9 protein-coding genes are annotated in these 13,690 nt (G+C 50.2%); 5 read left to right on the forward strand and 4 right to left on the reverse strand.

What is annotated here, in order from left to right:
- Positions 1 to 31: 31 nt before the first annotated feature.
- The 5 genes from F608_RS34685 (at position 32) to F608_RS0111335 (ending at position 9,809) form a co-directional block, all read left to right on the forward strand.
- Positions 32 to 3,124, forward strand: a complete 3,093-nt coding sequence (locus F608_RS34685; protein ID WP_022665753.1) for a cache domain-containing protein — start codon at positions 32 to 34, stop codon at positions 3,122 to 3,124.
- 25 nt (positions 3,125 to 3,149) lie between these two features.
- Entirely contained in the window at positions 3,150 to 6,272 is a 3,123-nt protein-coding gene (locus tag F608_RS34690) for a PAS domain S-box protein (protein WP_022665754.1), read from the forward strand.
- A gap of 208 nt (positions 6,273 to 6,480) precedes the next feature.
- Positions 6,481 to 8,016 carry a leucyl aminopeptidase gene (locus tag F608_RS0111325; protein WP_022665755.1) on the forward strand — a complete coding sequence of 512 codons (1,536 nt, stop codon included), beginning with the start codon at positions 6,481 to 6,483 and terminating at the stop codon, positions 8,014 to 8,016.
- The gene (gene larE, locus F608_RS0111330; RefSeq protein WP_022665756.1) at positions 8,009 to 8,839 is read left to right on the forward strand and encodes an ATP-dependent sacrificial sulfur transferase LarE; all 831 of its coding nucleotides are present in this window, start codon (positions 8,009 to 8,011) and stop codon (positions 8,837 to 8,839) included. Before F608_RS0111325 ends, larE begins: the two co-directional genes overlap by 8 nt.
- 76 nt (positions 8,840 to 8,915) lie before the next feature.
- Positions 8,916 to 9,809: a cation diffusion facilitator family transporter gene (locus F608_RS0111335; protein ID WP_244154265.1), complete on the forward strand. Its 894-nt coding sequence runs from the start codon at positions 8,916 to 8,918 to the stop codon at positions 9,807 to 9,809.
- A 33-nt stretch (positions 9,810 to 9,842) separates the two neighbouring features.
- Here the strand turns inward: F608_RS0111335 and F608_RS0111340 are convergent, their stop codons facing one another.
- Genes F608_RS0111340 through F608_RS0111355 form a run of 4 tightly spaced genes read right to left on the reverse strand, consistent with a single transcriptional unit; the run spans position 9,843 to position 13,592 of the window.
- On the reverse strand, positions 9,843 to 11,123 hold the full coding sequence (locus F608_RS0111340; protein WP_022665758.1) for a TRAP transporter large permease: 1,281 nt from the start codon (positions 11,121 to 11,123) through the stop codon (positions 9,843 to 9,845).
- Positions 11,120 to 11,671, reverse strand: a complete 552-nt coding sequence (locus F608_RS0111345) for a TRAP transporter small permease (RefSeq protein ID WP_022665759.1) — start codon at positions 11,669 to 11,671, stop codon at positions 11,120 to 11,122. Before F608_RS0111345 ends, F608_RS0111340 begins: the two co-directional genes overlap by 4 nt.
- Positions 11,672 to 11,678: 7 nt before the next feature.
- Positions 11,679 to 12,689 (reverse strand): TRAP transporter substrate-binding protein, encoded by a 1,011-nt coding sequence (locus tag F608_RS0111350; protein WP_022665760.1) that lies wholly within the window; start codon positions 12,687 to 12,689, stop codon positions 11,679 to 11,681.
- Between the two features lie 42 nt (positions 12,690 to 12,731).
- Entirely contained in the window at positions 12,732 to 13,592 is an 861-nt protein-coding gene (locus F608_RS0111355; RefSeq protein WP_051148525.1) for a TRAP transporter TatT component family protein, read from the reverse strand.
- Between the last annotated feature and the right edge of the window lie 98 nt (positions 13,593 to 13,690).

Genomic DNA, 13,690 nt, shown 5'->3' on the forward strand with positions numbered 1-13,690 from the left:
CATCAGACAAGCCGAATTTCAGGCCCGACAAATGCGTGGGGAGTATTTGGAAAAACAGCGGCAAAGAATAAAATCCGAGGTGATCCGGGTGGCCAATACCATTGACTATGAAATGGACAAGGTTTTCCAGGAGGCAAAAACCCGGGTAAAAGCAAGGGTTTCAGTGGGCCACGCCATTGCTCAAAATCTCTATAATCAAAATCAAGAACGCATGCCGGAAAAAAATATTCAAAAAATCATCATTGATTCTCTTCGTCCGATCCGTTTAGGTCAAGGCGAAGCATACTATTTTATCAACGGCCTTGACGGCATTTCAAAATTATTTGCAGACAGACCTGATCAGGAGGGCCTCTCGTTTTCGGATAAGCAGGATACCCGAGGACAATATGTTTTGAAAGATATGATAAAAATCGTCAAATCAAAGGGAGAGGGCTTTTATTCCTATCATTGGACCAAGCCGGGTCATCAGGGAAATGATTTCAAAAAGATTGCCTATGTAAAACTTTTTAAGCCATTTGACTGGTTTATTGGTACAGGAATCTATCTTGATGATCTTGAGTCTGCGATGCAAAAAACAATTTCGCATTATGTTGAAACCCATCGGTTCGGACCCAATAAGGAGGGATATGTTTTTGTTTATGAGCTATTGGATATTCATGGCGGAAAAAACTTTGCCAGGGTATATGCCAACCCAAACCTGCCCAATGACACCGGAAAGACGATTTCAGACGATTACAAAGACGCAAAAGGCAAACCCTTCAGAAAAGAGTTTTTAAAAGGCCTCCGGCAAAATGGAGAATGCTTTGTTGATTACTGGTACAAAAAGATAGATGATCCTGAACCTCAACCCAAAACAAGTTTTTTCAAATTGGCCGGGAACGGCCGTTTTATAGCTGCGGCAGGAGTTTATCTGGAAGATGTGGAGAATCAGATTCTTTTAATGCAGACCCAGTTGAAAAGCCAGCTTCGCCAAAGCTTTCTTATTATAGCATCCTTTTTCATTGCCGTTATTTTGATTGTTCTGCTGCTTACCCGCCTGTTAAATAAAAGACTGAAAAACGATTTTCAGTTATTCGCAAAGTTCTTTAAACTGGCAGCGGGCTCCTCCCTATTTATTGACAGGGAAAAAGTAAAATTTTCTGAACTTGACCAGCTTGCAGAGTCTGCCAATAAAATGCTGTCCCAAAAGGCTGAGGCTGAAAAAGCCTTGCGGCTCACCCAGTTTATCTTTGACAAGGCTTCCATCGGTATTTTTCACATTGGATCAGACGCCCGGATTTTAAATGCCAATGGGCAGGCTGCCAAAAGCCTTGGCTACACCGTGGACGAATTGTCGAACATGACGGTTTTTGACATAAATCCGACGTTGAATCCGGGGGATTTTGATCCGATATGGCAGACCCTTTGCCAAAACGGAGATAATAATTTTGAAACGGTTCATCTCCACAAAAACGGAACCATTTTCCCCGTGGAAGTCACATCCAACCTGATTGAGTATAATGGAAAACAATTTTCGATATCCTTTGTCCAGGATATTACCGAGCGGAAACAGGTCGAAGAGGCCCTGCGGAAAAGTAAGGAGCGGCTCGGCGGGATCGTTGAAACCATGGCGGATTGGATATGGGAAGTGGACTCTGGGGGACGATATATATATTGTTCCAAAAGGGTGGAAAAAATTCTCGGATATTCTCCGGAAGAGATGATGGGCAAGACACCCTTTGATTTCATGGCTCCGGATGAAGCTGAAAAAATCGGCAAAGCATTTGAAAAAATCGTTGCCCGGAAAGAGCCCATAAAAGATCTGGAAAATTGGAATATCAGTAAAAACGGGAGGCAGATCTGCCTGTTGACCAACGGGGTGCCGGTCATCGGTGAAACCGGAGAATTGCTTGGATTCCGGGGAGTGGATAAAGACATTACCGAACAAAAGCAGGCGGACAAAAAACGAAAAGAGCTTGAGGCTCAGCTCCAGCAGACCCAGAAAATGGAAGCCATCGGAACCCTTGCAGGGGGGATCGCCCATGACTTCAATAATATTCTATCGGGGATATTGGGGTATTCCCAGCTGGCTCAAACGCATCTGGAAAATCCTGAAAAAGCCCGTACGCATATCGAACAAATTATAAAAGGCGGCCAGCGGGCCACGGAACTGACAAGGCAGATTTTAACATTCAGCCGGCAAAGTGAATACCAAAAGCTGCCCTTTAGAATTTATCTTGAGATTAAAGAGGCCCTTAAGCTGCTCCGTTCAACCATCCCTTCCACCATTGAAATAAAATCCAGGCTGGATTCAAAAAAATTGGTGCTGGCAGATCCCATTAAAATCCATCAAGTCATCATGAATCTTTGCACCAACGCCTATCATGCCATGAGAAAAACAGGGGGGTATCTGACGGTTTCATTAATGGATCTCGAGATTTCCGATTCAATTCTTTTGAAGGATAAAAAGGGGATTGCCGGCGAATACGTAAAGCTTGAAGTAAGTGATACAGGGCATGGAATGGATGAAAAAACATTGGGAAGAGCGTTTGACCCCTATTTTACGACAAAGAAGAAAGGAGACGGGACCGGACTGGGCCTGGCCCTTGTTCAGGCGATTGTTGAAGAGCATGACGGCTTTTTGGAAGTCTTTAGTGAGCCTGGAAAAGGGACAAGCTTTTATCTTTATTTTCCCATTGTCAGGGAAGGCATAGAAACGACGCTTCCAAAGATTGAAGATGAGTCTCAATTGTCAGGGAATGAGACCATAATGGTCGTTGATGATGAAGATTTTATCAGGCAAAGCGGCAAAGAGCTTTTAGAAGATCACGGGTATCGGGTCGAGACATTTGACAATGGTATGGAAGCCCTTGAAGCCTTTAAAGCCGGTCCGAATGAATTTGATTTAATCATAACCGATATGACCATGCCGGGAATTACCGGGGACAGACTTTCAGCGGAAATTTTAAAAATCAAACCGGATATACCGATTATTCTGTGCACAGGATTCAGTGAAAACATATCCCAGGCCAAGGCACTTGAACTCGGAATCAGACTATTCATTCAAAAACCGATTCTAAATCAAGACCTTGTGGTTCTGGTCCGGAGAATTCTTGATAAAAATGAGGATGGAATCCGTCCATAAAAAATAATCAAAAAGAGCCCTATCTATGACTGAAAATCCAAGTTCGAAAGAATTGAAAAAACAAATCCGGGAACTGCAAAATGAAATTAAGCGACTCAAGGAGGAAAAAGAAATCTATGCCGAGATATTTTCTTTATCCCCGGACCAGATTTGTGTTGCAGACATCCATACCTTTAAATTTTTAAAGGTCAATCCTGCGTTTTCATCATTTCTCGGACATCCCGAAGAAGACCTGGTCGGCCGATCCTTTATGGATTTTATCCATCCTGGCGATATCGAACCTACGATAGCCGTCGTCAACGAAAAATTGAAACTCGGAGAAAAGGTATTAAACTTCACAAACCGGTACAGATGCTCAGACGGCACATATCACTGGCTGGAATGGATATCCCAGCCCATGCCTGAACGGGGAATTACCTTTGCTTCGGCCCATGATATCACTCTGCGCAAAAACATAGAAATCTCGCTCAGGGAAAATCAAGCCTTTATAGGGGCGATAATGGACAATCTGCCAATCGGTATTGCAGTGAACTCTGTTGGTCCCACAGTAAAGTTCGAGTACATAAACGACAATTTCCCAAAGTTTTACCGGACCACCAGAGAGGCCCTTGCCGATCCTGATGGATTTTGGTCTTCTGTTTACGAAGATCCCGTTTTCAGGGAAAAAATTAAAAACAGGATTATAAAAGACTGCGCCACAGGAGATCCCTCACAGATGGTCTGGGAAGATATTCCCATCACGCGAAAGGGGAAGGAGACGGTCTATGTTACCGCCAGAAACACGCCCATCCCGGAAAAGGGGCTAATGATATCCACTGTGTGGGATGTCACCCAGAGGAAAAAAACAGAAGAGGCGTTAAAAGAAAGTGAAGAGCGGTTGGACCTTGCATTGTCCGGCGCAAATGAAGGCATCTGGGACTGGTATTTAGAGGAGAACAGGCTTCATTTTGATTCCCGGTATTACAGAATGGCCGGGTATGAACCCAATGAATTCCCAGCCGCAATCGAGGAGTGGGAGAAGCGGCTCCATCCTGAAGACCTTGAAAAAACCTTAGTTTCCGTCAAACAATACTTGTCCGGAGAAAAGGAAGACTTCGATGTAGAATTCAGGTTTCAGCGCAAGGGCGGAGACTATATGTGGATCCGGGGGAAAGGGAAAATTGTCGCCCGCAACGAAGAGGGAACCCCCATACGTTTTACCGGAACACACTCGGACATTACAGAGCATAAACAGATGGAACAGGGTTTGCGGGAAAGTGAAGAACGGTACCGAACGCTTCACAATGCCTCTTTTGGCGGCCTCTTTATCCATGACAATGGTGTTATGTTGGATTGCAATCAAGGTCTTTCTATGATTTCCGGGTATACCCGGGATGAACTCATGGGAATGGATGCCTTCAATCTCATCGCTTCTGATTGGCGGGAAACCGTCAGACAGAAGATTATGGCCGGTTTTGAGCAGCCCTATGAAGTTGAAGGAATCAGAAAAGACGGCACCAGATATCCCCTTTATATTCACGGAAAGAATCTTACTTACATGGGGCGTGTGGTCCGGGCAGTCGAATATAGAGACATTACCGAAAAGAAAATGGCGGAACAGGCACTGCAGCAGAACTATGTCCAGCTCATGGCCATTTACAATACTCTTCCGGTCATCATCTGGTCGCTGGATGAAAATGGGATTTTCACCCTGTCGGAAGGCCGGGAGCTTAAGACCCTCGGACTGAAGTCCGGAGAACTTGTCGGATTATCCGCTTTGTATCTGTATAAAGACAAGCCCCTCATCATGGAAAAAATAAAAAAAGCCCTGAAGGGCCAGTCCTGTGAATACGAATCAGAGGCCTCAGGGGCGATATACCACTCCTTTTTGACCCCTTTTTATAATGAAGACAATAGGGTCGGCGGCGTAAATGGGATAGCAATCAATGTTACGGAAAAAAAACGGGTCGAAGCAGAACTTCGCAGTTTACGCAATTATTTTGCCAATATCATCGACTCCATGCCTTCGGTGCTGATCGGAGTGGACAAGGAGGGCCGGGTAACCCAGTGGAACAGGAAAGCAAAACAGATCACCGGAGTTTCCCCGGAGTCGGCAAAGGGACAGCCCCTTGAAAAAGCGTTCCCGGTTCTTTCCAATGAACTGGAGCGGGTCAAACGGGCGATCCATAAAAGGCAGGTCTGCTCTGACCCGCGACTGGTCAGGAAAGAGGAAAATCAAACGCGGTATGAGGATGTTACCATTTATCCTTTGGTGGCCAATGGGGTTGAAGGTGCCGTTATCCGGGTCGATGACGTGACAGAACAGGTCCGGCTGGAAGAAATGATGGTCCAGTCAGAAAAGATGTTGTCCGTTGGCGGACTTGCTGCCGGCATGGCCCATGAGATTAACAACCCCCTGGCAGGAATGATACAGACTGCCAATGTTATGAAATCAAGACTTGGCGACCTTGACATGCCAGCCAACCGCAGTGCTGCAGAGGCCATCGGTATATCGATGGATCAGATCAGAACCTTTATGGAAAAAAGAAACATTCTGAATATGGTTGAAACCATCAATGAATCCGGCCAGAGGGTGGCAGAAATTGTGAATAATATGCTCAGTTTTGCCAGAAAAACGGACGCAAATGTCTCGTCCCATCGTCCCGACCGTCTCCTGGACCAGATTTTGGAAATCGCCTCTACGGACTATGACCTGAAAAAACAATATGATTTTAAAACAATCAAAATCATTAAGGAGTATGAGGAAAATCTTCCCATGATTCCCTGTGAGGGGGCAAAAATCCAGCAGGTTCTCTTGAATCTTCTCCGTAACGGTGCCCAGGCCATGCAAATGAAACATGCCGCAAAGAAGGATCCACCCTGTTTCATACTGAGAGTTTCCGTTGAAAAGGAGAGCCGGATGCTGAGAATGGAGATTGAAGACAATGGTCCTGGAATGGATGAGGCAACACGCAAACGGGTCTTTGAGCCGTTTTTCACGACCAAACCTGTGGGTATCGGTACCGGCCTTGGCCTTTCGGTTTCCTATTTCATTATAAAACAGAATCATGGAGGAGACCTGAAGGTGGAATCCAGGCCAGGTTCCGGGACGAAATTTATTATCCGCTTGCCCATGGAAGGAAAAAAGGAGGAACGGACGGGTCTGTGAGAAGGGTCTTGCCTGTGAACAATGTACCCCAAGGTTGCAACCTCAGGATGAAGTCTTTGGGAAATTTTCTAGTTAAATCGTATATCTTTGATATTCTGGGATTGAAAATCAGGGCAAAGGGGTTAATTTAAATAGAATGAATCGACTACTTATGCATACTTTGCTGTTGACCTTTAAGTTTAGGCCTAGGCCTTTGTAAGGATATTCCATGAAACCTTCCCGATTGACTGTCACAGAAAAACCCGTCAAAGAAATTGCAGCCGACCTCCTGGTCTTTTGCGCCCTTGAAAAAAAAGATAAATCCCCCAAATGCGACCGGGCCGTAAAATCCCGGGTGGAAAAGGCTTTTTCCCTGGGGGATTTCAAAGGAAAGGCCGAGGAAGAACTTCTCTTTTACCCGGAGCCCAAAGAGGGCAAGGCCAAAAGGATATTGCTCATCGGCCTGGGGGAGATGGACCCGAAAAAAGATCCGGACGAGATCTTTGAAACCCTGAGGGAGGCCGGGGGCGGAATCGCCAAGGCATGCGAGCGGACAAAGGCGAAAACCCTGGTCCTCTGCCTTCCGGAAATCCCGGGATTCGGAGCGGAAGATACGGCAGATGCCCTGGCCCAGGGAATTCTCCTGGGGGATTACCGGTTTGCAAAGTATAAGGAAAGCACCAGGAAAGAAACCGATTATACAGGGCTTACAACCATCCAGTTCTCGGCCGGAAAATCTGTGAAGCAGGTCCGCAAAGGGGCCAGAAAAGGATTGACTGCGGCCCGGGCTGCCTGCGAAGCCAGAAATATGGCAAATGAGCCGGGCAACGGCTGGACATCCAAGGAATTTGCCGATCATGCCAAGGCCCTGGCCAAGACCCATGGGCTGATTTACAAATGCCTGGAAAAAAAAGAACTGGAAAAATTAGGCATGGGAGGCATTTTGGCCGTGAACCAGGGATCAGCCATCCCGCCCAGACTGGTGATCCTGGAATACAGGCCGGCGAAAAAATCCCAGACCATTATGCTGGTGGGCAAGGGCATTACCTTTGATTCCGGGGGAATCAGCCTGAAACCGGCCCAGGGCATGGGTGATATGAAGTACGATATGTGCGGCGGGGCTGCCGTGCTGTCGGCCATGCAGGCCGTGGGCGAAGAAAAACCCCCTGTGGGAGTGGTGGCCCTGATTCCGGCCACGGACAACATGTCCGGGAGCCGGGCTGTTCGTCCCGGGGACATCATCCGCCATTTCAACGGGGTCACCTCGGAGGTTCTCAACACAGATGCCGAAGGAAGGCTCGTCCTTGCCGATGCCCTGGCCTACGGGATCAAGACCTACAAGCCCGACTGCGTCATCGATGCCGCCACCCTGACCGGGGCCGTAATCATCGGCCTGGGCCATCACCACACAGGACTGGTCAGCAATAACGAGAAACTGACCTCCCTGGTGACGGCGGCCGGGAAAAAGGCCGGGGAACCCGTGTGGCCGCTTCCCCTGACAAAGGCCTATAAAAAGCAGATCGAATCCAAAGTCGCAGACATCAAGAACCTCGGAGGCAAGGACGGGGGGACCATAACTGCGGCGGCCTACCTGTCAAACTTTGTGGACAAGACCCCCTGGGTCCATCTGGACATTGCCGGCACGGCCTGGGATTTCACGGAAAAATCCTATATTCCCAAGGGACCTTCCGGCATTGCCGTCCGGACCTTTTTGAATCTCATCCGGGACTGGAACAACCCGGACCTGAAAACGGACAATGTCTGATAAAGACCGGCCGGATAAGAACCATCAGGATAAATACCAGTCCCTGATCCGGGACCTGGGCTCCTTTAAAAGGCTGGCCATTGCCTTTTCAGGCGGGGCAGACTCCTCTTTTCTGGGAGCGGCGGCCAAAGAGGCCTGTGATGATGTCCTTGCCGTCACTGTCCGATCCGAGTTCCAGACCCGGACCGATGCGGATCTTGCCCTCCGCATGGCCCAGGTTCTCGGCCTTGAGCACATCCTCCTTGAAACCCGGGTATTGGAAGATCCGAACATAAAAGCCAACCCCAGGGAGCGGTGCTATTTCTGTAAAAAACATCTCTTTGCCATGGTAAAGGCAAGGGCTGGAGAAGCCGGATTTTCCCACCTGGCCCACGGGGCAAACCTGGATGATCTCAAGGACTTCCGGCCCGGATTCAAGGCGGCCCGGGAAGCCGGATTCCTGGCGCCCCTTATAGATGCCGGGCTGACCAAAAACGAAATCCGGAATTATTCCAGGGATCTGGGTCTTGAGACCTGGAACCTGCCCTCCCAGTCCTGCCTGGCCGCCCGGATTCCCTATGGAGATCCCATCACCAGGGAGAAACTGATCCGGATTGAAACAGCGGAATCCATACTCCACGCCCTTGGTTTTTTGTCTGTGAGGGTCCGGTGCCACGGAGACCTTGCCAGGATCGAACTGCCGCCAGGGGAAATGGACCGGTTCACGGCAGGGGGTCACGGCAGAGAGATCGCCCGGCAATTCAGGGAAATCGGGTTTCATTTTACCTCCCTTGACCTGGAAGGGTATACCACGGGCAGCCTGAACCGGAGTCCGAAGGCCTGAATTCTCGGCTCTATGTTTTGAAGAGCATGAACAAAGAGTTGCAAATGGTTCAGGGATTTTATAAAAATGAAAATCCTTGAATAATAAAACTCGGCATATGGACAAAAACATAGCTAAAATACAAAGGGTGACCCTCCTGGGATTTGGGGCCAATATCATTCTGTCCGTGGTCAAGCTGGTCATCGGCATATACGGAAACAGCCAGGCCGTGGTGGCAGATGCCCTTCACAGTTTTTCCGATACCTCTTCGGATCTCGTGATCATCTTCGGAGTCAAATACTGGTCTGCCCCGCCGGATCAATGCCATCCATTCGGCCACCGCAAGCTGGAATCCTTTGTCACCGTCATCATCGGCCTGATCCTCCTGGCCACTGCAGCAGGAATCGGGTACAATGGAGTGATTTCCCTGATGGACCGGAAACCGGTCCATCTCAACTGGATGGTGATCCTGGGACCGGTCCTGTCCATTGTCGTCAAGGAGTTCCTGTTCAGGATCACCTATCGGGTGGGGACCCAGACCCACTCCTCCCCGGTCAAGGCAAATGCCTGGCACCACCGGACCGATGCCCTCTCCTCCATCCCGGTTCTGGTGGCCGTTGTCGCCTGCCTGATCAATCCGGCCCTGGCCTTTCTGGACCAGGTGGGGGCCATTCTGGTGTCTGCCTTCATCATCAAGGTGGGACTGGAAATCCTCTTCTCCAGCATCAACGAACTCATGGATCGGGGTATGTCCAAATCCGAACTAAAGGAAATGGAGGCCCGGATCCGGAACAACCCTGAGGTCAGGGGTGTCCACAATATCAGGACAAGGAACCTGGCCGGCTCATTCTACGTGGATCTCCACCTGGAAGTGGATGCCGATCTCACCGTAAAAAAGGGTCATGATATCTCGGAGATCGTGAAAGAGACCCTCATGGACGGCAACGACAGGATCATTGACGTGATGATCCATCTGGAGCCGGCCCAGTAATCATGGTCTTTTCTTACGATTGCCCCAAAAATTTCAGGAGATAAAAAAGAGACTCAGCCCAGGCCAGTAGGTAATGATGAGAATGGCCAGCAAGAGCACCAGCATGAAGGGAATGGTGGCCCTGTAGATGTCCATGATGGGCTTGTTGAACCGATAGCCGGCAATAAAAAGGTTCATGCCCACGGGCGGGGTAAAGTACCCGATCTGCATATTGGCCAGAAAGATGATGCCCAGGTGGATGGGATGGATCCCGTATTCCAAGGCCACGGGCAGCATCAGGGGAACCATGATGATGATGGCCGAAAAGATGTCCAGCATGGCTCCCAGGACCAGGAGAAAGATATTGAGCAGGACCAGGAAGACCAGTTTATTGGTAACAAAACTCTGGCAGAGTTGAAAGAGCTTCATGGGAGCTTCTGCATCAATGAGAAAATTGGTAAACGCCAGGGAAACCCCCAGGATGAGAAGGATGCTCCCCACCATGATCATGGATTCCCGGATAATGACCAGAAGCCCGGGGAACTTGATTTCCCGATAGATGAACACCTCAACGATGAGAACGTACATGGCGGTCGCGGCTGCGGCTTCGGACACGGCAAAATATCCCGAGTATATTCCGACAAAGACAAACAGGGGCAGAGGGATTTCCCAGATGGATTCCCGGACCGCGCTTTTGATATTTTTCAGGGAAAACCGGGTCAGGGGAATGGGGTTTTTCCTGTTTGACCAGATTGACCAGCCGGAAAGCATGGCAATCATGAGAAGGGCCGGCAGTATCCCGGCCAAAAACAGGTCCTCGATGAGGATCTCTGTACCGGCACTCATCTGCTGGGCAATGATTCCGTAAAGGATCAGGGGAAGGGAGGGGGGAAGAAGAAGGCCCAGGCTTCCCGAGGTGGTCACCAGCCCCAGGCTGAAATCGTCCTGGTACCCGGCCTGTTTCAGGGCCGGATAGAGCAGGGCGCCGATGGCCACGATGGTGACCCCGGAGGCCCCGGTAAAGGCCGTAAAAAAGGCACAGACCACAAAGGCCACAACGGCCAGGCCCCCGGGCATCCATCCCAGAAAGGCCCGGGTCAGCCGGACCAGCCGTGCCGATGTATTGCTCTCCCCCAGGATGTATCCGGCAAAGGTAAACAGGGGAAGGGCCAGAAGAATGGGGGTATCGGCAATCCGGTAGAGCTCAATGGCCATGACCGACAGATCAATCTCGGAGCAATAAAACCCGGTCATGGCCGCGGCAATGATCACCGTGAACAACGGGGCCCCCAGAAAGGCGGCAAGGATGATGATGCCGATAGTCAGATAAATCATGATCCTTCCCGGGAAATAATCTGGATGATCTGGTCCACACAGAAAAAGGCATACCTCAGGCTCATGATCAGGAACGCCAAAGGAATGATGATCTCGCAGGTCCAGGCCGGCACATTGGCAAAGGCCGTATAATGGTCCGCCATTTCCAGGCGGACAAATTTCAGGCTGAACCAGGCCATGAGGGCCGTGACAAGGGTGGTAAAAATATGGGTGCCCAGGGTTGTGAAGCGTTTCACTCCCTTTGGAAGATGCCGGGAGAGGATGTCAATGCTGATGTGGTTATCGTTCCTGGAGGCCACCATTGCTCCCAAAAGTCCGATCCAGAGAACCAGCACCCGGACCAGGGAATCCCCCCATACGATCCCGGAATCCATGACATTCCGCAGGAATATCTGGAGAACAGCCAGGCCGATCATGGTCATGAGGAGGCTGACCAGAATCCCGTCTTCGATTTTTTGGAACAGGGCGGCCCCGGACAGAAAAATCCCCCTGTTCTTATGGGAAGGGTCTGTCAAGGTCTGTCCGGATTTTTTGAATTTTTCGGTCATGGGTCTGCTAGGGGGTTTTTGCCCGGAACTCGGCCAGAATAGCGTCCATCTTATCAACCACGTCAGCGGGCAGAGTGCCGTCTTCCTTCATCTTTTCCGAGGCCTTTGAGGCGGTTGTCCGCCATTGTTCAAGTTCTTTGCCCGACGGGGTGATGAATCGTATTCCCCGCTTTTTCAATGCCTCTACAGCCTTGATATTGTCTTCCCGGTTCCGGGCATCAATCTCCTTGAAGGCCCGGGTCATGATCCGGGATACGATTTCCCGGTCCGGTTCGCTGATCTTCATGAACTTTTTCTTGTCAACGGCCATGATCCCGTAGAGATAAATCAAAGGGATATTGGTGACATACTTGATCTGGGTATGCCATTGGAGGACCACGGCCCCCACGGGAGAGGTCCCCACCGTGTCAATGAGGCCTGACTGGAGACCGGTTCTGACGTCGGACAGGGGCAGAATAATGGGATTGATATTGAAAGCCCGGACCGCATCCAGACTGGTCTGGTCATTGTCCGGGATCCACACTTTTTTGTCCTTAAAATCTGCCGGGGTTTCAATGGGCTCCTTGGACATGATATAGGCAAAACCCCCGCCCGTAACGCCGAAGGTGACAAACCCGGCCTGGTAGAGTCCGTCCATGATGAACGGGTCCATCTGTTCCCGGACATGATCCACTTCCTCCTGACTGGAAAATTTCATGGGCTGGGCATAGATCTGGTTGGCCGGAAAGAACTTGGACAGACTTCCCCCGACCAGGGCCCCGCCCTGGAGCTGTCCGGCCCGGATCTTCCTGAGAACGGCATTGTCATTGCCCATGACCCCGCCGGGATAGAATTTGAATTTCACCCTTTTCTCGGTTTCAAGGGCTACCTGTTCGGCTCCCCGGCGCATCTGGGTCATCCACATGGAGCCTTCCGGCGAAATCGTGGCGATCTTCAGGGTAAGGCCCCAACCCGGCGACCCCATGAACAAGGTCAAAAGCAACAGAGTCAGAACCGGCAGATATCTCTTTAAAACCATATTTTTCTCCAAAATTTTAAACCCATGGCAATCTAAGAATTTTCAAAAATAATCGTCGGCCTCTTCCAGGAGGCGACGGGCCTGCTCTTGGGCATAGGTGTTGACCAGGGTATGGCCGGGCACGGCCGGATCGGTTTCCATGACCTCTTGGAGCAGTCTGTCGTGAAGTTCCCGGTCAAACAGCATCCTGGCATAAAGCTTGGCAAACATAACCTTGGCCATGAGATTTTTTCCCTTGGAAAGCTCAATGGCCTTTTCAAAATAAGTCTTGCCCTGTCCGGGCCGCCCCCCGAGTGCCGGGGGCAGAAAAGTGGCCAGGGACCCCAAATATAAAAAGGGGGCCCCGTCCCGATAGGATTCATCCAGACGGACCACCTGCAGCATGATATCCTCTATACGGGAAATATCTGCCAGGGCATTGAAATCTTCTTTGTTGGCCATGATCCACCCGGCCCATGCACTGCCCAGGGAAAAGAGGGCCCGGATATCTCCCCGGTCCGTGGATTCAAGCGCGGCTGTGAATTCTTCATAGGGTTTTTCCTTCAAGCCGCAGGCCTCTGTATTGGAGATGCACAGAGCCCGGTTTGCGTAGCCCAGGGCCTTGGCTGCAATTTTTCCGGCCCGCTGACCATCCCGGACAAAAACATCAGCATAGGACGTGTATAAAAGGGCTGCCGTGGACAGCATCTCTTCGGAATTGGGATCATCCTTGATCAGGCCGTCGATCATGAGCAGATAGGCCGGAGCACCGGCCTCGACCATGGCCAGGTCATTGTTGTTGACAATGGTGTCTGAGAGATTGGCCATCATCCTGGACTGGATGGAGCAGCCCCCGGCCATGATCATCAGCAATACCAGGCACGCCGGAAACAGCCGTGTCCTGAAAACCGGCTCTATCCTCATCCGTCCCCTTTGTTCTCTCTTTATACCCATGGCTTGGAAATCTAACCTGTTTGCCATAAAAATGCAACCGGGATTCGCCCTGAACACCGGCCTCTAAC

Origin of the sequence: Desulfospira joergensenii DSM 10085 (assembly GCF_000420085.1) — a bacterium.
Classification (GTDB): Bacteria; Desulfobacterota; Desulfobacteria; order Desulfobacterales; family Desulfobacteraceae; genus Desulfospira; species Desulfospira joergensenii.

What these genes read in the sequence shown, in the direction of transcription:
- F608_RS0111345 (WP_022665759.1), bottom strand. Translation starts at nt 11,671, where the DNA reads ATGACCGAAAAATTCAAAAAATCCGGACAGACCTTGACAGACCCTTCC.
- F608_RS0111340 (WP_022665758.1), bottom strand. Translation starts at nt 11,123, where the DNA reads ATGATTTATCTGACTATCGGCATCATCATCCTTGCCGCCTTTCTGGGG.
- F608_RS34685 (WP_022665753.1), top strand. Translation starts at nt 32, where the DNA reads ATGCGTGGGGAGTATTTGGAAAAACAGCGGCAAAGAATAAAATCCGAG.
- F608_RS0111350 (WP_022665760.1), bottom strand. Translation starts at nt 12,689, where the DNA reads ATGGTTTTAAAGAGATATCTGCCGGTTCTGACTCTGTTGCTTTTGACC.
- larE (WP_022665756.1), top strand. Translation starts at nt 8,009, where the DNA reads ATGTCTGATAAAGACCGGCCGGATAAGAACCATCAGGATAAATACCAG.
- F608_RS0111325 (WP_022665755.1), top strand. Translation starts at nt 6,481, where the DNA reads ATGAAACCTTCCCGATTGACTGTCACAGAAAAACCCGTCAAAGAAATT.
- F608_RS34690 (WP_022665754.1), top strand. Translation starts at nt 3,150, where the DNA reads ATGACTGAAAATCCAAGTTCGAAAGAATTGAAAAAACAAATCCGGGAA.
- F608_RS0111355 (WP_051148525.1), bottom strand. Translation starts at nt 13,592, where the DNA reads ATGAGGATAGAGCCGGTTTTCAGGACACGGCTGTTTCCGGCGTGCCTG.